The organism is Reyranella sp., from assembly GCF_044224635.1.
In the GTDB taxonomy this organism is placed as follows: domain Bacteria; phylum Pseudomonadota; class Alphaproteobacteria; order Reyranellales; family Reyranellaceae; genus Reyranella.
This window is the reverse complement of the sequence record NZ_JBGAKA010000008.1, coordinates 99,265-120,426: the sequence shown is the minus strand read 5'-3', so window position 1 is coordinate 120,426 and position 21,162 is coordinate 99,265. Positions and strand designations below refer to the sequence as shown.

At 66.4% G+C, this 21,162-nt stretch carries 20 protein-coding genes; 5 read left to right on the top strand and 15 right to left on the bottom strand.

Annotation, left to right across the window (positions count from 1 at the left end):
- Positions 1-64: 64 nt before the first annotated feature.
- Genes ACILR9_RS10140 through ACILR9_RS10090 form a run of 11 tightly spaced genes read right to left on the bottom strand, consistent with a single transcriptional unit; the run spans position 65 to position 7,968 of the window.
- Complete coding sequence (locus ACILR9_RS10140; protein ID WP_395709798.1) at positions 65-574, bottom strand: hypothetical protein; 510 nt, start codon at positions 572-574, stop codon at positions 65-67.
- A gap of 39 nt (positions 575-613) precedes the next feature.
- Positions 614-1,228 carry a hypothetical protein gene (locus ACILR9_RS10135; RefSeq protein WP_395709797.1) on the bottom strand — a complete coding sequence of 205 codons (615 nt, stop codon included), beginning with the start codon at positions 1,226-1,228 and terminating at the stop codon, positions 614-616.
- A gap of 60 nt (positions 1,229-1,288) precedes the next feature.
- Complete coding sequence (iscX, locus tag ACILR9_RS10130) at positions 1,289-1,495, bottom strand: Fe-S cluster assembly protein IscX (protein ID WP_395709796.1); 207 nt, start codon at positions 1,493-1,495, stop codon at positions 1,289-1,291.
- Between the two features lie 12 nt (positions 1,496-1,507).
- Entirely contained in the window at positions 1,508-1,834 is a 327-nt protein-coding gene (locus ACILR9_RS10125; protein WP_395709795.1) for a ferredoxin family 2Fe-2S iron-sulfur cluster binding protein, read from the bottom strand.
- Positions 1,835-1,857: 23 nt separating this feature from the next.
- Positions 1,858-3,753, bottom strand: coding sequence for a Fe-S protein assembly chaperone HscA (gene hscA, locus ACILR9_RS10120; RefSeq protein ID WP_395709794.1), 1,896 nt, complete (start codon positions 3,751-3,753; stop codon positions 1,858-1,860).
- Positions 3,750-4,262 carry a Fe-S protein assembly co-chaperone HscB gene (gene hscB / locus ACILR9_RS10115; RefSeq protein WP_395709793.1) on the bottom strand — a complete coding sequence of 171 codons (513 nt, stop codon included), beginning with the start codon at positions 4,260-4,262 and terminating at the stop codon, positions 3,750-3,752. Before hscB ends, hscA begins: the two co-directional genes overlap by 4 nt.
- Positions 4,263-4,286: 24 nt before the next feature.
- The gene (locus ACILR9_RS10110; RefSeq protein WP_395709792.1) at positions 4,287-4,673 is read right to left on the bottom strand and encodes a HesB/IscA family protein; all 387 of its coding nucleotides are present in this window, start codon (positions 4,671-4,673) and stop codon (positions 4,287-4,289) included.
- A 5-nt stretch (positions 4,674-4,678) separates the two neighbouring features.
- Complete coding sequence (iscU, locus tag ACILR9_RS10105) at positions 4,679-5,080, bottom strand: Fe-S cluster assembly scaffold IscU (protein WP_395709791.1); 402 nt, start codon at positions 5,078-5,080, stop codon at positions 4,679-4,681.
- 28 nt (positions 5,081-5,108) lie between these two features.
- Positions 5,109-6,347, bottom strand: a complete 1,239-nt coding sequence (locus ACILR9_RS10100; protein WP_395709790.1) for an IscS subfamily cysteine desulfurase — start codon at positions 6,345-6,347, stop codon at positions 5,109-5,111.
- A gap of 18 nt (positions 6,348-6,365) precedes the next feature.
- Positions 6,366-7,484 carry a cysteine desulfurase family protein gene (locus ACILR9_RS10095; protein WP_395709789.1) on the bottom strand — a complete coding sequence of 373 codons (1,119 nt, stop codon included), beginning with the start codon at positions 7,482-7,484 and terminating at the stop codon, positions 6,366-6,368.
- A gap of 10 nt (positions 7,485-7,494) precedes the next feature.
- On the bottom strand, positions 7,495-7,968 hold the full coding sequence (locus ACILR9_RS10090) for an Rrf2 family transcriptional regulator (RefSeq protein WP_395709788.1): 474 nt from the start codon (positions 7,966-7,968) through the stop codon (positions 7,495-7,497).
- A 227-nt stretch (positions 7,969-8,195) separates the two neighbouring features.
- Here ACILR9_RS10090 and ACILR9_RS10085 point away from each other — a divergent pair, with 227 nt between their 5' ends.
- Positions 8,196-8,870 carry an alpha/beta hydrolase gene (locus ACILR9_RS10085; protein WP_395709787.1) on the top strand — a complete coding sequence of 225 codons (675 nt, stop codon included), beginning with the start codon at positions 8,196-8,198 and terminating at the stop codon, positions 8,868-8,870.
- A gap of 94 nt (positions 8,871-8,964) precedes the next feature.
- Here the strand turns inward: ACILR9_RS10085 and ACILR9_RS10080 are convergent, their stop codons facing one another.
- The gene (locus ACILR9_RS10080; RefSeq protein WP_395709786.1) at positions 8,965-10,047 is read right to left on the bottom strand and encodes an anhydro-N-acetylmuramic acid kinase; all 1,083 of its coding nucleotides are present in this window, start codon (positions 10,045-10,047) and stop codon (positions 8,965-8,967) included.
- A 129-nt stretch (positions 10,048-10,176) separates the two neighbouring features.
- On the opposite strand from ACILR9_RS10080, the gene tyrS reads away from it, so the two are divergent.
- Positions 10,177-11,430: a tyrosine--tRNA ligase gene (tyrS, locus tag ACILR9_RS10075; protein WP_395709785.1), complete on the top strand. Its 1,254-nt coding sequence runs from the start codon at positions 10,177-10,179 to the stop codon at positions 11,428-11,430.
- A 149-nt stretch (positions 11,431-11,579) separates the two neighbouring features.
- Here the strand turns inward: tyrS and ACILR9_RS10070 are convergent, their stop codons facing one another.
- Complete coding sequence (locus tag ACILR9_RS10070) at positions 11,580-14,696, bottom strand: DUF3971 domain-containing protein (RefSeq protein ID WP_395709784.1); 3,117 nt, start codon at positions 14,694-14,696, stop codon at positions 11,580-11,582.
- A gap of 110 nt (positions 14,697-14,806) precedes the next feature.
- On the opposite strand from ACILR9_RS10070, the gene ACILR9_RS10065 reads away from it, so the two are divergent.
- Positions 14,807-17,764, top strand: a complete 2,958-nt coding sequence (locus ACILR9_RS10065) for a bifunctional [glutamine synthetase] adenylyltransferase/[glutamine synthetase]-adenylyl-L-tyrosine phosphorylase (RefSeq protein WP_395709783.1) — start codon at positions 14,807-14,809, stop codon at positions 17,762-17,764.
- The gene (gene bcp / locus ACILR9_RS10060) at positions 17,761-18,225 is read left to right on the top strand and encodes a thioredoxin-dependent thiol peroxidase (protein WP_395709782.1); all 465 of its coding nucleotides are present in this window, start codon (positions 17,761-17,763) and stop codon (positions 18,223-18,225) included. Before ACILR9_RS10065 ends, bcp begins: the two co-directional genes overlap by 4 nt.
- Before the next feature lie 252 nt (positions 18,226-18,477).
- Here the strand turns inward: bcp and ACILR9_RS10055 are convergent, their stop codons facing one another.
- Positions 18,478-19,320 carry an amidohydrolase family protein gene (locus ACILR9_RS10055; protein ID WP_395709781.1) on the bottom strand — a complete coding sequence of 281 codons (843 nt, stop codon included), beginning with the start codon at positions 19,318-19,320 and terminating at the stop codon, positions 18,478-18,480.
- A gap of 164 nt (positions 19,321-19,484) precedes the next feature.
- On the opposite strand from ACILR9_RS10055, the gene ACILR9_RS10050 reads away from it, so the two are divergent.
- A complete protein-coding gene (locus tag ACILR9_RS10050; protein ID WP_395709780.1) occupies positions 19,485-19,841 on the top strand; it encodes a hypothetical protein in 357 nt (118 codons plus the stop codon).
- Positions 19,842-19,989: 148 nt separating this feature from the next.
- Here the strand turns inward: ACILR9_RS10050 and prfB are convergent.
- Positions 19,990-21,112 (bottom strand): peptide chain release factor 2 gene (gene prfB, locus ACILR9_RS10045; protein WP_395709779.1). Its coding sequence is split into 2 segments (ribosomal slippage): positions 19,990-21,042 and positions 21,044-21,112, totalling 1,122 coding nucleotides; the frame shifts between segments, so codons are not numbered across the junction.
- Positions 21,113-21,162: the final 50 nt, after the last annotated feature.

Below are 21,162 nucleotides of genomic sequence, written 5' to 3'. Positions count from 1 at the left end.
CACCGGGGCTGTTGCCGCAGAGGTGACGTCATCCCGAGCGCAGCGAGGGACCTTTCTAATCGGATCAGTCCCGCCGATAGCCGGTATCGCGCACGGCCCTGGCGACGCCATTGCGGTCGTAGACGATGGCGACGCGGTCGCCGACCTGGATGTCGCCGTCGTCGGCCTGGGCGATCGTCACGCGCTGGCCGTCGTCCCGCTGGATCGTGACCTCAATGCCGCGGCGGGTCGATTGCTGGTCGATGGCAGTGCCGGCAATCGCGCCGCCGACGGCGCCCAGCAGGCCGCCGACCACGGCGCCGCCCACCGAATTGGTGGTGGCGGCCCCAATCGCCGCGCCGCCGGCCATGCCGACGCCTCCGCCGATCAGCGTGCCGTCGCTCACGCCGGTATTTCCGCTGCGCACCGGCACTTCGCGGATCCTGATGACGCGGCCCGTTTCGCCGCGATAGCCGGCCTGGGCGGACGTATTGACGACACCCGGCTGAACCGCGCCGCTGCTGCCGTTGCATGCGCTCAGTCCCGCCGCCAGAGCCAGCGGGATCAACAGGCTCGAAAACCACTTACCCAGCATGGGGTATCCACTTTCTCCAGATAAAGTTTCGAGCGGAGATCAGTCCTGCCGCACCGACGGGTCGCGTACCGCTTGGGCGACCCCCTGACGGTTTTGGATGATCTGCACCCGATCGCCCAATTGGACATCGCCGTCGTCCTGCTGCGCGATCGTGACCCGCTGCCCGTCGTCGCGCTGCACGACCACCTCGATGCCGCGCCCGGGACCGCGTCCACCGTCGGCGATCGTCCCGGCAATGGCGCCGCCGACCGCGCCCAGCAGGGCACCCACCAGCGCGCCGCCCAGGCTGTTGCTGGTGATCGCGCCAATCGTCGCACCGCTGCCGGCGCCGAGCAGGCCGCCCCACACCGCGCCGTTGCCACCCCCTCCGCCACCGGCCCCCTGGAGGGGTACCTCGCGGATCGACACGACCCGCCCGCTATCACCGGATCCCGGGGTCGCATAGGCGCTGCCCTGGGAAGGCGCACTAGCGGGCGGCGGCCCGCCATAGTACGGCCCGCCGCTGCCGGGGTATGGCCCGGCCGCTGGATACGACCCGGAAGGGCCGCTCGACGTGTGGACGATGCCGGGCTGCACGGCATTGGAGGCGCACGCCCCCACCCCCAAAGCCAACATCAGCGGCAGCAGCAAAAGACGGAGCCAGTCACCCCTCATGACACCCTCCCAGGCATCATTACTGTACGACACGATTCTTGCTCAAATTGCGGCATATCGCTAGCTGCGTTCGTCGATCCACGCCGCCTGGATGGCCTCGAGGATCTTCTCGTTCGACCGGCTCGGGTCGTCGGCGAAATCCGGCAGCTCCATGACCCAGCGGTGCAGGTCGGTGAAGCGCAGATTGACGTTGTCGGCCTCGGGATGGCGCTCCTCGAGCTCGATGGCGATATCCTGGACGTCGGTCCAGCGCAGCTTGCGGGCCATCGCCTCTCCTCCCTACTTGTCGACCATCATGTTGCGGGTCGCCGCCGGCAGGCGCACCACGAGACCATCGAGTGCCTCGGACATGCGGATCTGGCAGCCTAGGCGCGACGTATGGGTGAGGCCGAACGCGAGGTCGAGCATGTCCTCCTCGTCCTCGCTGGCCGGCGCCAGTCGATCGAACCACTCCTTCTCGACCACCACGTGACAGGTCGAGCAGGCGAGCGAGCCCTCGCAGGCGCCCTCGATGTCGACGTGGTTGCGATGGGCGATCTCGAGGACGCTGAGGCCGACCGGCGCGTCGACCTCCTTGCGCGATCCGTCCTTGAGAATGAACGTCATCTTCGGCATTCAGCAAAACCCCGTCATTCGCCCACCCGGTTCTCGAGCTCGTTTACGGACAGTCCCGACAGCGCGTCGCGGATGCCGCGATCCATGCGGCGCTCGGCAAACGGTTTGGCCAGAGTCTCGAGCGCTTCGGCCGCGGCGTTGATGGCACCGCGGTCATCATCGCCCAGGCTGGAGTCCAATCGCGCCCGGCCGGCATCGAGCGCAGCACGCTCCTCGGCCGACAGCAGATCGCCATCCCTGGCAAGCGCCGCCTCGAGCGCCAGCAGGTTACGCCGCGCCTCGACCCGCGCTTCGGTGAGAAGGCGCTGCGTCATGTCGGCCTCGGCGTTCTCCAGGCTGTCGTAGAGCATGTCGGCCATGTCATCGTGACTAAGACCGTAGGACGGCTTGACCTCGATGCGCTGCGCCACGCCGGTAGTACGCTCCTCCGCCGACACGGTGAGAAGCCCGTCGGCATCGACGGCGAATGTCACCCGGATGCGCGCCGCCCCGGCCGTCATGGGCGGAATGCCGAGCAGCTCGAAGCGCGCCAGGCTGCGGCAATCGGCGACCATCTCGCGCTCGCCCTGCACAACATGGATCGCCATCGCCGCCTGACCGTCCTGGTAGGTGGTGAATTCCTGCGCGAGCTGGACCGGGATCGGCGTGTTGCGCGGCACGATCTTCTCGACGATGCCGCCCATCGTTTCCAGGCCAAGCGACAAGGGCGTCACGTCGAGCAGCAGCGTGTCGCCGCCGCCGGTCAGCGCTTCGGCCTGGAGCGCCGCCCCCAGCGCCACCACCTCGTCCGGGTCGATGTCGCTCAGCGGTGGTCTGCCGCTCATCGCGGCGACGGCGGCACGGACCCGCGGCACGCGGGTCGAACCGCCGACCATGACCACGCCTTCGATCTCGCCGGCGGTCATGCCGGCATCGGCCAATACCTGGCAGGCGATGTCGATCGTTCGCGCGACGTAAGCGTCGATCATCGATTCGAAACCGGTGCGATCCAGCGTGTGGAACGACGGCACACCGGAGATTTCCAGTCGACCCGAGGCTTGGTCGCGATGGGAAAGCTGTTCCTTGATTTGCCGGCCGAGCGCCAGCGCCGCCTTGACAGCCGCCTCGTCGATCCGATCGCCCAGGCCGTCGCTCCGGCGCTCGCCCAGCATCCGCTCGGCGATGGCGCGGTCGAAATCGTCGCCCCCCAACGCCGTGTCGCCGCCCGTCGCCAGCACCTGGAACACGCCCTTCTCCAGCCGCAGCAGGGAGAAGTCGAACGTGCCGCCGCCCAGATCGTAGACCGCGTAAAGACCCTCCGCCCTTTTGTCCAAGCCGTAGGCCAGCGCCGCCGCGGTCGGCTCGTTGACGAGCCGCAGCACTTCGAGGCCGGCGACGCGCGCCGCGTCGCGCGTCGCCGTGCGCGCGGCGTCGTCGAAATAGGCCGGTACGGTGATGACCGCCCGCTCGATCGGCTTGTCGAGGGCCGCTTCGGCGCGTGCGCGCAGGGCCTTGAGAATCTCGGCCGAAATCTCGACCGGTGAGCGCGCCTTGCCGCCGATCTGCAGCTTCACCATGTCGGTCGGCCCGCCGCCGGCGGCGACCTCGTAGGGCAGCACGCCCGCCACGGCATGGAGCTCGGCGGCGCCGCGTCCCATCAGACGCTTGATCGACGCCACGACGTTCCTGGGTTCCTGGCGCGCCAGCAGGCGGGCCTCGTCGCCGACCAGCACGCCGCCCGCCTGCGGATAGGCCACGACCGATGGCACCAGCGCGTGGCCTGCTTCGTCGTGCAGGGCCGCAGGCTTTCCCTCGCGCGCGATGGCCACCACCGAATTGGTCGTGCCGAGGTCGATGCCGACGGCCAGCGAGTCCTCGCCGGCATGCGGCAGGGGCGTTTCGCCGGGCTCGTGGATCTCGAGCAATGTCATGGCCTCGGCCGTCCAAGATTCATGCGCCGTGCCTGCGCTTCCTCGGCAAGCTTGTCGAGATAGCGCAGACGAAGGAGCGCCTTTCTGATGGCGGGCTTGTCGTCCTGCAACAGCAAACTCGCGAGCCTGCCAAGGGCTGCCTCGGTGTCCTTGCGGGTCTGTCCCGCCAGCACATCGACATCGTCGACGGTGGCCGTCTCGTACAGCGCCTCGCGCGCCTCCAGTGCTTCCATGAGCAGGTCCGGATCGTCGATGGTCTTGCCGTCGCCCGGCAGTTCGACGCCCTTCAAGGTCCCCAGGTAGACCGCGCGATCGATCGGGTCCTTGAGCGTGCGATAGGCGTCGTTCAAGGCCGCCGCTTCGACCGATGCGCGCGCCCGCTCATCGGCCGGCCGGCCGACGAACCGATCGGGATGCCATTGCCGTTGGCGTGAGAAATAGGCCCGGTCCAGCTGAGCGAGATCCAGGTCGAGCGCCGCCGGCAGTCCCAGCCGCGCGAAATGATCCATGATGAAGCTTCGCAGGCCGGATGATCAGACGTGGAAGGATTCGCCGCAGCCGCAGCGGCCCTTCTCGTTCGGATTCTTGAAGACGAAGCCCGACTTCAGCTTCTCCTCGGCGTAATCCATCTCGGTGCCGATGAGGAACAGCGACGCCTTAGGGTCGATCAGGATCTTGATCCCGCCGGCTTCGACGACCTCGTCCATCGGCTGCTGGGTATCGGCGAATTCCAGGGTATAGGACAGGCCCGAGCAGCCCTTGCTGCGCACGCCGATGCGGATGCCGGCCGTCGGCTTGCCGCGGCCGTCGATCAACGCCTTGACGCGTTCCATCGCCGCCGGCGTCACGGACATCACCTGAGGTCGCGGCCGACGCGGCCGCGCCGCTGCGGGCTTTGGCGTCTCGACAGTCGTGCTCATCAGCCCTACTCCGCCGCTTCGTCCTTCTTGGCCGTCTTGGCGCGATAGTCGGCGATCGCCGCCTTGATCGCGTCCTCGGCCAGGACCGAGCAATGAATCTTGACCGGCGGCAGCGCCAAGTGGCGCGCGATATCGGTGTTCTTGATCGTCTCGGCCTCGTCGATCGTCTTGCCCTTGACCCATTCGGTGACGAGCGAGGACGATGCGATCGCCGAGCCGCAGCCGAACGTCTTGAACTTGGCATCCTCGATCAGGCCATCGGCACCGACCTTGATCTGAAGCTTCATGACGTCGCCGCACGCCGGCGCCCCGACCAGACCGGTCCCGACATCCTCGGAATTCTTGTCGAGCGATCCGATGTTGCGCGGATTCTCGTAGTGATCGATCAGCTTGTCGCTGTAGGCCATGACACTCTCCTCGAGTTTCCGGTGGGCCTCAGTGGGCGGCCCATTCAATTGACTTGATGTCTATTCCTTCCTGGGCCATCTCCCAGAGCGGGCTCATTGCCCGCAATTTCTCGACATGCCGCACCAGTTCGTCGACCGCGGTGTCGACCTCGTGCTCGGTGGTGAACCGGCCGAGCCCGATGCGCAGCGAAGTGTGCGCCAGCTCCTCGTCCACGCCCAGCGCACGCAGCACGTAGCTCGGTTCGAGCGAGGCCGACGTGCAGGCCGAGCCGGACGAGACGGCCAGGTTCTTGATGCCCATCATCAGCGACTCGCCCTCGACATAGGCAAAGCTGATATTGAGGTTGCCCGGGATGCGATGCTCCAGGTCGCCATTGACGTAAATCTCCGACAACCGATCCTGCAGGCCCTTCAGCATTCGCGCCTGCAGCTTGGTCAGCCGTTTGGCCTCCGCCTCCATCTCGTTCATGGCGATCTCGGCCGCCTCGCCCAACCCGACGCACAGCGGCGCCGGCAGGGTGCCCGACCGGAAGCCGCGCTCCTGGCCGCCGCCGACGATCAGCGGCACCAGGCGGACCCGGGGCTTGCGGCGAACGTAGAGCGCGCCGATGCCCTTCGGGCCGTAGATCTTGTGGCCGGAGATGCTCAGCAGGTCGATGTTCATCGCTTCGACGTCGAGCGGGATCTTGCCGGCAGCCTGCGCTGCATCGGTATGGAAGAAGGTCTTCTTCTCACGGCAGATCTTGCCGATCTCGGCCAGGGGTTGGATCACGCCGATCTCGTTGTTCACCGCCATGACCGACACCACCGCCGTCTTGTCGGTGATCGCGGCGCGCAACGCATCCAGATCGATCAGGCCGTTCTTCTGCACCGGCAGATAGGTCACTTCGAAGCCCTGCTGCTCGAGATGACGGCAGGTATCGAGCACGCATTTGTGCTCGGTCACGGTGGTGACGATGTGGTTCTTGCGGTCCTTGTAGAACTCGGCGACGCCACGGATGGCGAGATTGTTCGACTCGGTCGCGCCCGAGGTGAAGATCACCTCTTTCTCGTCCGCGCCGATCAGCTTGGCGACCTGGGCGCGCGCCTTCTCGACACCCTCCTCGGCTTCCCAGCCGTAGGAATGACTGCGCGAATGCGGATTGCCAAACTTATGGGTGAAATACGGCATCATCGCTTCGAGGACACGCGGATCCATTGGCGTGGTCGCCTGATAGTCGAGATAAATCGGCTGGTCGTTGCGCCGGATCTGGCTAAGGACGCTCATGCTTACCCCATGGATTTCCTAGGCTGCCCGGGCATTGTCAATATCCGACTTGCCCACTCGGATATATAGGTCCCGCCACGCCGCGATCAAGCGATCAATGTCGCCCTCTTCGCTGTTCCAACCCAGACTGACCCGGATCGCGGTAGCGGCCTCGGCCGGCTCCACGCCCATGGCGTCGAGCACGGCAGAACGCTGAACCTTGCCGGAGGAGCACGCTGCCCCGGCGCTGACGCAGAGCCCGGCAAGGTCGAGCGCCATCACCTGCGTATCGGCCTTCACTCCCGGCATGGAAATGCAGCTTGTATTGCTCAGTCGGGCGGCGCCGCCGCCGAACACCCGGGCACCTGGCGCAAAGCCTAGCAGGGTTGCTTCCAGCCGGTCGCGCCACGGCCCTACGGACAGGCCCGATCGCGCGGCTTCAGCTGCAGCGCCAAAGCCCGTGATGCCGGCAACGTTTTCCGTGCCTGCCCGGCGATTGGCCTCTTGGCTACCACCGCGCCGATCTGACATCAAAGGGGACTCGCGGCACACAACCAGTCCGCCGACCCCGGTCGGACCGCCCAATTTGTGCGCCGACAGGCTGAGATAATCGACGCCGAGCCCATGGACATCAAAGGGGACCTTCCCCGCCGCCTGGACAGCATCGCAATGCACCGCGGCCCCCGACCGACGGGCGAGCCGCACCACCTCGCCAACCGGCTGGATTACACCAGTTTCGTTGTTGGCCAGCATCACCGAGATTAGGGTGGGGTCGCCGGACCGCGACAGCGCACGCTCGAGTGCCGCGAGATCGAGCATCCCCTCGCGATCGACGGGGATAACCTCCGTCCCGGGACATGCCTTGAGCACGCTGTCGTGCTCGACTGCCGAAACCAGCACACGCCTGCGGCCGCAGCCGCGCAGGGCCATGTTGTTGGCTTCCGTACCGCCCGATGTGAAGACGACCTCACCCGGCAGGCACCCAACCAACGCGGCCACCCGGCGGCGCGCCGTTTCGACCAGGCCGCGCGCCCTGCGCCCCGCGCTGTGAACAGCCGAAGGGTTGCCGCCCGCGCGCAACGCTTCGACCATGGCGTCCAGCGCCTCGGGGCGGAGCGGGCTCGTTGCGTTGTGATCGAGGTACGCGGGCGCACGCATCGTCGTGGCGTCAGCTGGCGGCGGCTACAGAGTCGGCCTTGGCGACCACCGGTGCTTCGATGATATGGGTTGTCAGCTTGCGCTCGAGCACGTCGCGCAGGGTGACCGAACTCAGGAACATGTGGATCTGATTGCCAAGCTCTTCCCACAGATCGTGGGTCAGGCACTTGCTGCGGTCGGCTCGACAGCCGGTCGCGCCCATCTCGGTGCAGCGCGTGGCGGTGATCGGCTCGTCGACGGCGAGAATGATCTCGGAAACTCGCGTCTCGGCCGAGCCGCGTGCCAGGCGATAGCCGCCGCCGGGGCCGCGGACGCTCCTCACCAGGCCGGCGCGGCGCAGCCGGGCAAACAGTTGTTCCAAATAAGACAGCGAGATTTCCTGGCGGGTCGCGATATCCGACAATGACACGGGCTTGGCCTGTGCATGGCGGGCCAGATCGACCATCGCCATGACGGCATAACGCCCCTTGGTGCTGAGCTTCACAGCATCCTCCTGGTGCCGGACAACGCCGGCAGTCCTTCACGAACGCCCAAAGGTCTTGAAAACCAAGGCGTTAGTACGATATTTCAACCCCCTGACAGGGACTTGGCCAAAAGACCAACCTGCTCAGTGGGATTTAATAAGTCTGAGTATGCCAGTCAAGTATCAAGATCACTGCGGTCGGCGGCGACTGCCCCGGCGGCCAAGAATGAGGGATTTCCGGAGTTTCCATGCCTGACGTGATGTTTACTGGCCCCGAGGGTCGTCTCGAGGGTCGCTATCACCAGAGCAAGGAAGAGCATGCGCCCATCGCCCTGATCCTGCATCCCCATCCGCAATATGGCGGGACGATGAACCACAAGGTGGTGTTCTCGCTGTTCCATGTCTTCGTCAATCGCGGCTTCTCCGTCCTGCGCTTCAACACTCGTGGCGTCGGCCGCAGCCAGGGCCGCTTCGACAATGGCATGGGCGAGTTGAGCGATGCCGCCGCAGCTCTCGACTGGCTGCAGACCATGAACGCCGATGCCAAGTCGTGCTGGATCGCCGGCTATTCGTTCGGTGCCTGGATTGGCATGCAGCTCCTGATGCGCCGTCCGGAGATCGACTGCTTCATCTCGGTGGCGCCGCCGGCCAACTCCTACGATTTCGCCTTCCTCGCGCCCTGCCCGTCATCCGGCCTGATCGTCGGGGCCGAGCGCGACGAGGTCGTGCCGCTCGCCGACATCCAGAAGCTGGTGGCCCGCCTGTCGCTGCAGAAGGGAATCACCGTCGAGCCGCGCACCATCAAGGGCGCCAACCACTTCTTCCACGACTCGCTCGACAAGCTCGCGGTCGAGGTCGATCGCTACGTCGCCAAGTGCCTGCTCAGTCCGCCGGGCCGCGCGACGAGCAACAAGGAGCCGTAGCGGTCGCGCTTCGATCTGTCGTCATGCTCTTCCGGCCGGCGCGCGAGCCGCTCGCAGGCCGGAAGAGCATGAGCTCGCACGAAAAACTCGACGCTCAGGGAACATGCAGCCGCCCGCCTGTCATCGGGCGCGGCGCTCCGGTCGTTCCGGGAAACGTCAGCGGCAGGCCGCGCAGCGAACGCACCGCGAGATAGGCGAAGGCCTGCGCCTCGAGGGCATCGCCGTCCCAGCCGAGATCCGACGCCACGACGACTTCGCTGCGTGTCTCTGCGGCGATTGCCTGCACCAGCGTCGGGTTTCGCGCCCCGCCGCCGCAGACTATCCACTGTGTCACCTGATGCGGAAAGCGCCGCGCCGCCAGGGCAATCGCGCGCGCCGTGGCACGCGTCAACGTCGCCGCTCCATCGACAACGCTCAGGCCCTCGGCCCACGAATCGGTGAAGTCGCCGCGATCGAGTGACTTCGGTGGCTTCTGGCTGAAGTAGCGGTGCTCCGAGAATCGCTCGAGGCGGGTCCGATCAATCTTGCCTGCTGCCGCGAGCGATCCATTGCGGTCGAAGCGCTGGCCGGCCCGGCGGGCACACCAATCGTCGATCGGCCCATTGCCCGGGCCGGTGTCGAAGGCGAGCAGCGAATCGCCTTCGCCGACCCAGGTGACGTTGGCCACGCCGCCGATGTTCAGCACTGCCAGCGGCCGCGGCAGAGTGCGGACGAGGGCGGCATGATAGATCGGCACCAGCGGCGCGCCCTGGCCGCCCGCCGCCACGTCGGCGCTGCGCAGATCGTTGACCACGCGCACGCCGAGCGTTCGAGCGAGCGACGCGCCATCGCCGATCTGCCAGGTGAAGCGCCGCTCCGGCCGATGGCTGATCGTCTGGCCGTGGAAGCCGACGACGTCGATCGAGGCGAGCGGGATGGCATATCGATCAGCCCACAGCCGGACCGCAGCGGCGTGTGCCTCGGTCACGGCCCTCTCCGCGGCGGCCGTTTCGGCGCTCGCCTGCTCGGCCCCGAACACCCCTCTGATCAGCCGCCGCACCTCGTCGTCGTAGGCAACCGTGAGTGACGGACCAAAGGAAGCAACGCCCTCGCCGCCGGTCTCGATCAGAGCGACGTCCACGCCATCGACCGAGGTCCCGCTCATCAATCCAAGAGCCCTGAGTGCTTTTCCCTGCATTGGCTGCTCAGACATTCGTCACCGATTTCGCTCCAAGGGACCGGCTCGCCGGCGGGGGGACGCCCGTTGAGGGCGCAGCGCGCCCATGTTACATCCCGCCGCTTCACGGACAATTCGCTGGTCGGAGAAATGGCGGGCTTCAAGTCGGATTTCATGCGGGTCGTGCACGAGCGCGGCATGGTGCACCAGTGCAGCGACTCGGCGCGTCTCGATGAGCTGCTGTCGACGGCGACCCGCACCGCCTATATCGGCTTCGACTGCACGGCCGATTCCTTGCATGTCGGCCATCTGCTGCAGATCATGCTGCTGCGCTGGTGGCAGAGGACCGGGCACAAGCCGATCGCCCTGATGGGCGCCGGCACGACCAAGGTCGGCGACCCGTCGGGCCGCGACGAGACGCGCCAGCTCCTGACGCCGCAGCAGATCGACGCCAACATGGCGAGCATCCGCAAGAGCTTTGCCAACTACCTGCAGTTCGGCGACGGCTCGACTGACGCGGTGATGGCGAACAATGCCGACTGGCTGGACACGCTTCTCTATATTCCCCTGCTGCGCGACGTCGGCCGGCATTTCTCGGTCAACCGCATGCTGACCATGGATTCGGTGAAGCTGCGGCTGGAGCGCGACCAGCCCCTGAGCTTCCTCGAGTTCAACTACATGATCCTCCAGTCGTACGATTTCGTCGAGCTGCACAAGCGCTACGGCTGCATCCTGCAGATGGGTGGCTCCGACCAGTGGGGCAACATCATCATGGGCGCCGACCTGGGCCGTCGCATGGAAGGTGCCGAACTGTTCGCCCTCACCTCGCCTCTGCTCGCGACCAGTTCCGGCGCCAAGATGGGCAAGACCGCCGCCGGCGCGGTGTGGCTCAATCCCGACCGCCTGAGCCCGTACGATTTCTGGCAGTACTGGCGCAACAGCGAGGATGCCGATGTCGGGCGTTTCCTCAGGACCTTCACCGACATGCCGCTCGACGAGATCGCCCGGCTCGAGGCGCTGAAGGGCCACGAAATCAACGAGGCCAAGAAGATCCTGGCGACCGAGATCACGACGTTGGCGCACGGCAAGGCTGCCGCCGAGCTCGCCGCCGAGACCGCACGCCGAACCTTCGAGGAAGGCGTCAAGGCGGAATCGCTGCCGACGGTCGACCTGCCGCGCGCCCGACTGGCCGCCGGCATCGCCGCCTTCGAGCTCCTGCACGAGGCCGGCCTGGCCGAAAGCCGCAACGAAGCGCGCAAGCTGATCAAGGGCGGCGGCGGACGCCTCAACGACCGGCCGATCGACGCCGATACCGCGACCGTCGGCGAGCGCGATCTCGACGCCTCCGGCACGCTCAAGCTGTCGGCCGGCCGCAAGCGCCACGTCCTGGTGCGCGCGGTGTAAGTCGGCGCGAGCTCTAATGAATCTGAGCGCCGCGAAGGACCTCTTCGCCCGCCTCCTGGGAGCGTGCTCCAAACCTATCGGCGATGAGATCCTTCGCTGCGCTCAGGGTGCCAACAAGCGAACGCACTTTCCCACGAGGAGCCTGGCCCTCAGGGAGCGCGCCTGACCTCAGGCGAAAGAGGCGGCTGCGGCGAATCCTGCTGAGCGTTGAACAGGTCGCGCAAGGCTCCGGGCGCCATTGCCGACATCATGTTGACGTCGGTCCTGAGATCGGCGAGCGGGCCGTAGAGCTGATACGACACCGCGAACAGGCCACCGTTTTGGCCGCCGGTCAGCAATGGCCCCAGCAACGGGACGTTCGACAGCAGGTTATTCAAGGCGAAGGCCGGCACGACGATCCCGGAGAGTTGCGCAGTATCGGTGCGCAGATCCACCCAGCCTTGCGTCGTCAGGCCGATCGATTGGCCGCTGGTATGGCCGTTCCTGACTTGAATGCGATCACCGCTCTTCGTGATGTTGGCTTCCAGGCCGTCGAACTGCTGAAGTCCGTTGCCGGCGCGATTCAGGCCATCGATAGCGCTGTTGAGCGTGCCGATGCTGCCGCGCGGCGCGACGCGCTGCAGGCGATAGGGTCCCATCTTGAGCTTGCCGTCGAGGACGGCGGTCGGCGAATGATCCCGGTAGCGCCCCTCGATGTGCAGGTAGCCGTCGGCGAGACCGTCGATCCATCCGGCATCGCGCAGCATCGCGCCGAAATTGTCGACATAGAAGAAGACCGACCGGCCGGGGGTTCCCGGGGTGACCCTGAACGTCGAGCCCCGGCCGGCGCCGAACGTCACGTCGGCCGAGACGATGGTCTCGCCGGAGAGTTCCGCCCGCCCGTTGGCGTAGCCCAGGGTCCCGATCTCGGTCAGCACCTGCTGGACTTGCAGGTTGAGCTTCGTGCTGGCGTGCGATACGGCTGCCGCGCCGCTCGGATCCTTCGCCGCCAGCTCGTGCCGCGTCTTCAGCGCGTGCCGCAGGCGCGGCAGCTCAAGCGTCGCCCCGCGCAACGCCACCTCGACGCCACCCGGTCCGCGCTTCCATTCGCCGGCGACATCCGTCCGCCCGAGCCTGAACTGATTCAGCACCACCTGCTGCACGCTGCTGTCGCCGCCGAAGCGGACTTGGCCGGTCGCAAGCAAGCCGTTGCTGCGCGCATCGTAGTCGATGGTCTGGACCTTGCTGCCGGGCGCCAGCTTTGCCGTCATCTGGATCAGACCGTCGACGCCCGGTTCCTTTGTCCAGGCCAACGGCGGCGCGTCGGCCAGTGCGCCTTTGATCTCGAATCGGCCGACCACTTCGCTCGCCCCGTTGGGCGTCACCTGATAGTGCAACGCGGTGGCGATGGGACCTTTCAGCCACGGCTCCGGCGATGGCAACCCCGCCTTGGCGATCAGCGCGGCCGGAATGGTTCCCTTGACGTCATAACGCTGGCGAAACGGCACCCTGGTCCCGAACAGGGTGCGCCAAGTGATCTCGACCGGGTTGCCGTCGAGCCTGCCATTGCCCGAAATGCTGAGCTCGGAGCCGGCGTATTTCACCTGGGCCGTCGTGTCGCTGAGATCGACATCGCCGATCGCGTCTCGCAACGAGAATCTCGACAACGTCGCCTCGGCCTTGATGTCTAGGTCCGAGACCGTCAGGGCATTGAGCAGCGGAAAGTCGAGCGACAGGTCGACCGACACGTCGCCGCCCAGGCGTCGATAGTCGTAGAGGACATCCTTCGGCAGGCCGAGCTTGGGTCGCGCCAGGAAGCGGATGACGTCCTGGGCAGGCCCGGCGATCGGCATGCGGATCGACGCATGCTGCGGCGGCGGATCGGCGAGTCCGGTCAAGACGATCGTCGTACCGCTGGTCTTGAGGCCCGCCGCGGTGCCGCCCGCAATGTCGAAACGCAGCATGCCGTTCTCGTACCGCGCCTTGCCGGAAACGCCTTCCAGCTCCGGCATGTTCGGCATGTAGCGCACGGTCATCCCGCGGTAGTCGATGATCCCCACCATGCGGTTGACCTTGAGCTGGGCCAAGTCGTGGCCGGGCGTGCTCAGGCCAAACTCGGCGGCAACATCGATCTCGCCCTTGCTGAGATTGGCCAGCGCCCATGCGCGGCCACCCTCGGCGAACGAGATGGGCCAATAGTCGCCCAGGCGATCGACCGGGATGTGCAGCACCTCGGCGCGGCCCCCAAAGGTCTGTCCGTCGGGGGTTCTCCTTCCCGATCCGGTCACCAGGATCTTGGCAACGCCAAAATCGGCCGTGATGCGCTCGATCTCCGCGGTGTGCGAGAGAGCGTCTACCGATGCCCGCGCACTAACCGACTTGACCTTATGCGCAGCTGGCAGCAGCCCGGGCAAGGTGATGGTGCCTTCGCCCCCGGTGACCTCGACGACGACGTGGCGCACATCGCCGCGGCCGTCCGCTTCGATCTGCAGCTGGCCGCCCAGGGAAATGTCGACGCCTCGCAGCAGGGCGGCGTCAGGCGACAGGTCGGCGAACAGAGCCGGCCGCACGTCGCTGATGAGAGCCGTGACCGATACGCGGCTGCGGTCGCGCGCATAGATGCCCGAGACAGAGATGTTGGTCGGCCGCCCCCCGTCGGGGCTGAAATGCGCACTGGCCGAGATGATGACGCCGCCGGCGTCCCGCATCAGTCGAGCACGGGCGGCCGGAGCCACCCATTCGATGCCGGTGTGCTCGTCGCGCAGGGTCAAGCGCGCATTCTCCACCGCGACGGTGTCGAGCTGGCCAAGCAGCGACAAGTAGTTGGGCTCGGACAGCAGCTGCTCGAACAGCACCCGCACCAGCTCGTTCTGCGACTCGGCGTCCGATCGGGCGAAGATCCGCTGCAGCATCCCGCCTTCGCGCGCAATCTCCGCTTCGATGGTCGGCCGCTCGACGATGACCGATGTCGGCAGGAATCGGCCGCGCACGACATCACGTGGATCGAACGACAGCGCCAGCCGCGGCGCCGTCGCGACGACCTGATTCTGCTGGTTGGTGATGCGGATGCCGTCGAACACCAGCCTGACCGGCTGGCTGAGGCTGCCCCATTCGACGAAGACGCGACTGGCATCGGGTTTCAAATCGTTGCCGGGCACATCGGCCGCCTCGGCGATCCGGGCCTTGAGGAAATCGAGGTCGATCGGTCCGGACATCAGGCGCATCGCCGCCACCACGACGAGCGCCAGGACTGCCAGGACGATTGCAGCCGCGACGCGGCCGGCCACACAACAGGTTCTCTTGACCAAAGACCGATTCTTCCAAGTTCTTGACGGTGGCACCGCCCGCAGGCAAGCGTGCCGTTGGACATCATCAATGTAACCGACCAGCACCTCGTATGTCTTGGCTTTCGACTGCCGTACTGCCGCATCCACACGACCGCGAACGGCGTGACGTTGCCTGGGCACGATGGCGCGAGTCGCAGGCAATGCCCGAGGATCCGGCTGTCGTTGCGTTGCTCGACGCCCTGTTCGGGAACAGTCCCTACCTGACTGAGACGGCCATACAAAACCCGAGTTTTATGACCGATCTGTGGCGTCGCGGCCCAGACGCCGTGAGCGTCGATCTGGCGCTCGAGCTCGACGCCACGCGAGCCGCAGCACGCGACAGCGCGCTGCCCGCGACCGTCGCCACCAGCCTGCGCCGGCTGAAACGGCGCGTCTCCCTGGCCGTCGCCGTCGCCGACATTGCCGGCCACTGGCCGCTCGATCGGGTCACGGGCGAGCTCAGCACCTTCGCTTCCGGTTGCCTGTCGGCGCTCAGCGATTCGATCCTGCTGCAATTGGCGCGCGACGGTCAGCTCGCCATCGGCAACGATCCGCAGGCCGCCGCCTTCACCGTGCTCGGCATGGGAAAGCTCGGGGCAGGCGAGCTCAACTACTCGAGCGACATCGATCTCATCCTGCTGTACGATCGCGATGCCTCCGCCCTTGTCGGCAACGAGCAGCTGTCGCGGCATTTCGTCCGGGCTGCCCGGATGCTGGTCCAGCTCATGTCGGAGACGTCGGCCGACGGCTACATCTTTCGCACCGATCTCAGGCTCAGGCCCGATCCCGGTTCGACGCCGCTTGCCATGTCGGTCCAGGCCGCCGAGCTCTACTACGAAAGCGTCGGCCAGAACTGGGAACGCGCGGCCATGATCAAGGCCCATCCGGTTGCCGGTAACCACGCCGTCGGCGAGGAGTTTCTCGCCAGCCTCAGGCCTTACATCTGGCGCCGGCATCTCGACTTCGCGGCGATCCATGACATCCATTCGATCAAGCGCCAGATCGACGCCCATCGCGGCGGCGGAGCGGTCAGGGTGCTGGGCCACAACATCAAGCTGGGACGCGGCGGCATCCGCGAGATCGAGTTCTTCGCCCAGACCCAGCAACTGATCTTCGGCGGCCGCAATCCGGCGCTGCGCCAGCGGGCGACCTGCCAAAGCCTGCGCGCGCTCGCCGCCGCCGGCCACGTGACGCAGACGGCGGCGGAGGACCTGATCGAGGCTTACGGCTTCCTGCGGCGCGTCGAGCACCGCCTGCAAATGGTCGGTGACCAGCAGACCCACAGCCTGCCCGCCGACGAAGGCGGACTGGCGGCGATCGCCACCTTCCTGGGCTATGCCGATCCGCGATCGTTTCGCGACGCCCTGCTCGCCTGCCTGCACCGGGTCGAGGGGCACTACGCGCGGCTGTTCGAGGAGGCGCCGAGCCTTGCCGGACCGGGCGGCAACTTGGTGTTCACCGGGGCAGACGACGACCCGGGCACGCTGGAAACCCTGCGCACGCTGGGCTTTCGCGACGCCTCCGCCGCGGCCGCCATCGTCCGCCGCTGGCATCACGGCCGCTATCGCGCCACGGCGACCGCGCGGGCGCGCGAGCTTCTGACCGAGCTGATGCCGGGACTGCTCAAGGCCCTGGCGTCGACGTCGGCGCCGGACCAGGCGCTGCTCAATTTCGATCGGTTCCTCAACAACCTGCCGGCCGGCGTCCAGCTGTTCTCGCTGTTCAAGTCGAACCCTGCCCTGCTCGACCTGGTGGCCGCCATCATGGGCAGCGCCCCCGGTCTGGCCGCGCATCTCGCCCGTCGCACGCTGTTGCTCGACGCGGTGCTGTCGCCAGCGTTCTATCGTCCCCTGCCGTCGGTGGCGGAGATGGCAACCGACTTGGCTCGCGGCCTGTCGGAGTTCGACCATGAGCAGGACATCCTCGACCAGGCGCGCCGCTGGGCCAACGACCGGCGCTTCCAGGTCGGCGTCCAGCAGCTCCAGGCCATCGTGCGGCCGGCCCACGCCGGAATGGCCTATGCCGACATCGCCGCGGCGACGATCTCGGCGCTGTGCGATCGGATCGAGCAGCGCTTCGCGGAGACACATGGCGGCTTTCGCGGCCAGCGGCTCGCCGTGTTGGGGATGGGCAAGCTCGGCAGCCGCGAGATGTCGGCGACCTCCGACCTCGACCTGATCTTCGTTTACGATATTCCGCCCGACCTGGAGGCGTCCGACGGTGCGCGGCCCCTGCCGCCGATCCAGTATTACACCCGGCTCAGCGCCAAGATCGTGACAGCCCTCACCGCCCACACCAACGAGGGCGCGCTTTACGAAGTCGATATGCGCCTCCGCCCGTCGGGGCGCGCCGGCCCGCTCGCCAACTCTCTCGAAGGCTTCGAGACCTATCACGCGCAGTCTGCGTGGACGTGGGAACACATGGCGTTGAGCAGGGCCCGCGTCATTCACGGCCCGGCCGGGCTGGTCGAGCGCCTGACCGATATCGTGACGGCGACCTTGTGCCGGCCGCGCGACCCGATCGCCCTGGTGCGCGATGTTGCCGACATGCGTGACCGCATCGCGCGCCACGCGCCACCCAAGAGCCGCTGGGACTTCAAGCATCTGCCGGGCGGCCTGTTCGATATCGATTTCGTGGCCCAATACCTCGCGTTGCGGCATGCCGCCGAGCGTCCGGACTTGCTCGATCCTCATCCGGGCGAGATGCTTCGCCGGGCCGCCAATGCAGGCCTGCTGGATCAAGCCGACGCCGAACGCCTGCGCACCACGCGTGCCTTGCTGACCGACGTCCAGAGCCTGCTGCGGCTCACGCTGGACGGCGACGAAGCGACATTCGACGAGGCTGCCGCGCCGGAAGGTCAGCGCCGGCTGATCGCCTCGACGGAGGGCGCTGCCGACCTCGCCGAGCTGCAGGCACGCATCGCGGCGGAGACGAATGCGGCACGTGCTATATACCGCCGCCTCGTCGAGGAGCCGGCGCGAGCCGCCGGCTGGAAACCGCGGGTCGACGACAAGGGGAGCGAGCCATGAGTGTCGAAGCAGGCAAGAAGGCGCCAGATTTCACCGCCTCGACGGACGGCGGCAAGAAGCTGAAACTGTCCGACCTGCGCGGCAAGCCGGTCGTGCTCTATTTCTATCCCAAGGACGACACGCCGGGATGCACGACCGAAGCCTGCGGCTTTCGCGACGCCTTGCCCGACTTCTCCAAGGTCAAGGCGCAGGTGATCGGCGTCTCCAAGGACAGCGTCGCGCGGCATGACAAATTCAAACAGAAGTACGACCTGCCCTTCCCGCTGGTGTCCGACGAGGACGGCAAGATCTGCGAGAAGTACGGCACCTGGATCGAGAAGAGCCTCTATGGCCGCAAGTACATGGGGATCGAGCGGGCAACGTTCCTGATCGACAAGACCGGCACCGTCGCCAAAGTGTGGCACAAGGTGAAGGTGTCCGGCCACGTCGCCGAAGTGCTGGAAGCGGTCAAGGCGCTGTAAGCCCTTAAAGAGAAAGGTCCTTCGCTGCGCTCGGGATGACACCTTTGGTGTTGCCCGCGACAACCGTTGCTGTTGCGCGCGACAACCGTTGCCGCTGCACGCGACAACAGTTGCCGCTGAACGCGACAATAACAGTATCATCCCGAGCGCAGCGAGGGACCTTTCCTTCATTCATGCTCTTCCGGACCGCGGGCGTCCCGCTCGCTCAGAATCATGCGCGAGCGAGACGCTCTCGATCCGGAAGACGCTGAGTCAGCGCTTGCCCGGCGACCAGCCGTAGATCTTCTGCAGCGAGCCGCCCATCAGCTGGGCGCGGTCGCTGTCGGACAGGCGGTCGGTGATACGGAAGGATTCGACACCTTCCCTGTAGGTGAGCAAGGCAACGGCGCGGGTCCAGTCGGTGCCCCACATGCAGCGTTCCAGGCCGAAGGCGTCGAAGATGCGGCCGAGCGGGTCCCAGATGTCCTTGTAGGGAAACTTCTCGTGGCTGAGCGTGCAGGCGCCGGTGATCTTGACCACGATGTTCTTTTGCGACGCCAGAGCCAGCAACATGGGCAACTCCACCCATGGCTGTTTGGGGGCCGGCGGCGCCATCGGCTGCTCGAGACCGAGATGGTCGATCACCAGAGTCGTGTCGGGATGGCGGCGAGCCATCTCGCCGACCTGTTCGAGCCGGCCCCGGCACATCAGGTTGACCGGAAGGTCATGCTTGGCCGCGGCCGCAAGCACGCGTCCTATTCCCGGGTCGGCGGCATCCCTGGAGACGTCGGGCCCCATCATGATGCGGATGGCGACGCTGCCGTCCTTGCCGGCCCATTCGGCAATCGTGTCGCCGACCTTGGGATCGTTAGGATCGACCGGCTTGATGACCGCGAAACGATCGGGGTGCGCTTTCTGCACAGCCACCGCGTAGCTCGCATCCCAGCGGTACATGGTCCACACCGAGACCAGCAAGCCACCGTCGACGCCAACCTCGTCCATCGCCTTGATCATATCCGCGGCTGTCACCTCCGGCGGCCCGGCCAGCACGGCGGTCCACGGCCGACCCGGGTGATTGCGCTCGTAGCAATGGACTTGCGCGTCGATCGTAGGCATCGGTCGTTCCTCCCCAGCGAAGTTCGCGCGAGGCTAGGGTGCACCGCCTGACCATTCAAGCACGGCGGGCCAGCGGCGGTCACCACCAACGCAAGGCACCATTGTGTTGCAAGGAAGCGGACCTAGAATGCTGCGGCACTCACGACAACGATGGGGGAAAACCAGTGCGCACATTGCTTCTCGGATCAGCGCTGGCGATTGGCATTGCCACTGCAGTCTCGGCGCAATCGGTCGGCGGGAACTATACGGTCAAAGGCTCCAACCCCGACGGCTCGACCTACACCGGCACAGCGCACATCACTCCCAGCGGGTCGACCTGCAATATCACCTGGCAGACCGGCTCGACCAGCTCCAAGGGCATCTGCATGCTGGCCAACAAGGCCTTTGCCGCATTCTACAAGCTCGGCTCGGACTACGGCCTGATCGTCTACGAGCTTCAGCCCGACGGATCGCTCAAAGGTTACTGGACCATCGCCGACCGAGAGGGCGTTGGCGGAGAAATCCTGACGCCGCAACGCTAGCCGCGATTCTAGAGCGTGTTTTCTTATGTTGGTCATGGTCTTCCGGACCGCGAGCGTATCCCTCGCTCAGGGTCATGAGCGAGGGATACGCTCGCGGTCCGGAAGAGCATGAACCTGATCCAGAAAATGTGCCCCTCAGGCGTGGGCGCTAGGCCGCTTCCTTCTCGTTGCCCTCGCCGACCCGTGCAGCGAGGGACGCGGCCATGAAGTCGTCGAGGTCGCCGTCGAGCACCTTCTGGGGATCGGATCGCTCGACGCTGGTGCGCAGGTCCTTCACCATCTGATAGGGCTGCAGCACGTACGATCGGATCTGGTGACCCCAGCCGATGTCGGTCTTGTTCGCCTCGGCAGCCAGACGTTCGGCCTCACGCTTCTGCAGTTCGACTTCGTACAGGCGTGCCTTCAGCATCTGCATCGCCTTGGCGCGGTTCTGGTGCTGACTGCGTTCCTGCTGCACGGCGACGGCGATGCCGGTCGGGATGTGGGTGATGCGCACCGCCGAATCGGTCTTGTTGACGTGCTGGCCGCCGGCGCCCGACGCCCGGTAGGTGTCGACCCGCAGATCCTTGTCGAGGACCTCGATCTCGATGTCGTCATCGACCTCGGGATAGACCCACACCGAGGCGAAGCTGGTCTGGCGCCGCGCGTTGCCGTCGAACGGCGAGATGCGCACCAGGCGATGCACGCCGCTCTCGGTCTTGAGCCAGCCGTAGGCGTTGGGACCTTCGACCTTGAAGGCGCACGACTTGATGCCGGCCTCCTCGCCGGCGCTCTCCTCGAGCCAGCTCACCTTGTAGCCGCGCCGCTCGGCCCAGCGCGTATACATGCGCGCCAGCATCTCCGCCCAATCCTGGGCCTCGGTGCCGCCGGCGCCGGCATTGAGCTCGACATAGGCGTTGTTGGGATCGGCCTCGCCGGACAGGAGCGTCTCGAGTCGCGCCTTGGCCGCCTCCACGCGCGCCTCGGCCAGCGCCTTCTCCGCCTCGCCGATCATGATCTCGTCGCCTTCGGCCTCGGCGAGCTCGATTAGGCCGACATTGGTGTCGACCGCGTCGCGCAGTCGGCGGATCGTGGCCAGCGCGCCATCCAATCGGGTCCGCTCGCGCATCACCGACTGAGCTTGCTTGGGATCATCCCACAACGCCGGGTCCTCGGCGCGCGCGTTCAGCTCGTCGAGACGGACGACCGCACGGTCGTAGTCAAAGACGCCTCCTGAGGAGCGCCAGCGACTCCTCGATCTCGTTGGCCATGGCTGTAGCTTCGGCGCGCATCGTCACTCCTCACTTGGTCCGTCGCTCGGGGCCGTCGCGCCTTGGCGCGT

What these genes read in the sequence shown, in the direction of transcription:
- ACILR9_RS10055 (WP_395709781.1), bottom strand. Translation starts at nt 19,320, where the DNA reads ATGCCTACGATCGACGCGCAAGTCCATTGCTACGAGCGCAATCACCCG.
- bcp (WP_395709782.1), top strand. Translation starts at nt 17,761, where the DNA reads ATGAGTGTCGAAGCAGGCAAGAAGGCGCCAGATTTCACCGCCTCGACG.
- iscX (WP_395709796.1), bottom strand. Translation starts at nt 1,495, where the DNA reads ATGGCCCGCAAGCTGCGCTGGACCGACGTCCAGGATATCGCCATCGAG.
- ACILR9_RS10085 (WP_395709787.1), top strand. Translation starts at nt 8,196, where the DNA reads ATGCCTGACGTGATGTTTACTGGCCCCGAGGGTCGTCTCGAGGGTCGC.
- ACILR9_RS10095 (WP_395709789.1), bottom strand. Translation starts at nt 7,484, where the DNA reads ATGCGTGCGCCCGCGTACCTCGATCACAACGCAACGAGCCCGCTCCGC.
- ACILR9_RS10110 (WP_395709792.1), bottom strand. Translation starts at nt 4,673, where the DNA reads ATGAGCACGACTGTCGAGACGCCAAAGCCCGCAGCGGCGCGGCCGCGT.
- ACILR9_RS10140 (WP_395709798.1), bottom strand. Translation starts at nt 574, where the DNA reads ATGCTGGGTAAGTGGTTTTCGAGCCTGTTGATCCCGCTGGCTCTGGCG.
- ACILR9_RS10100 (WP_395709790.1), bottom strand. Translation starts at nt 6,347, where the DNA reads ATGAGCGTCCTTAGCCAGATCCGGCGCAACGACCAGCCGATTTATCTC.
- ACILR9_RS10135 (WP_395709797.1), bottom strand. Translation starts at nt 1,228, where the DNA reads ATGAGGGGTGACTGGCTCCGTCTTTTGCTGCTGCCGCTGATGTTGGCT.
- ACILR9_RS10125 (WP_395709795.1), bottom strand. Translation starts at nt 1,834, where the DNA reads ATGACGTTCATTCTCAAGGACGGATCGCGCAAGGAGGTCGACGCGCCG.
- ACILR9_RS10080 (WP_395709786.1), bottom strand. Translation starts at nt 10,047, where the DNA reads ATGCAGGGAAAAGCACTCAGGGCTCTTGGATTGATGAGCGGGACCTCG.
- hscB (WP_395709793.1), bottom strand. Translation starts at nt 4,262, where the DNA reads ATGGATCATTTCGCGCGGCTGGGACTGCCGGCGGCGCTCGACCTGGAT.
- hscA (WP_395709794.1), bottom strand. Translation starts at nt 3,753, where the DNA reads ATGACATTGCTCGAGATCCACGAGCCCGGCGAAACGCCCCTGCCGCAT.
- tyrS (WP_395709785.1), top strand. Translation starts at nt 10,177, where the DNA reads ATGGCGGGCTTCAAGTCGGATTTCATGCGGGTCGTGCACGAGCGCGGC.
- ACILR9_RS10065 (WP_395709783.1), top strand. Translation starts at nt 14,807, where the DNA reads ATGTCTTGGCTTTCGACTGCCGTACTGCCGCATCCACACGACCGCGAA.
- iscU (WP_395709791.1), bottom strand. Translation starts at nt 5,080, where the DNA reads ATGGCCTACAGCGACAAGCTGATCGATCACTACGAGAATCCGCGCAAC.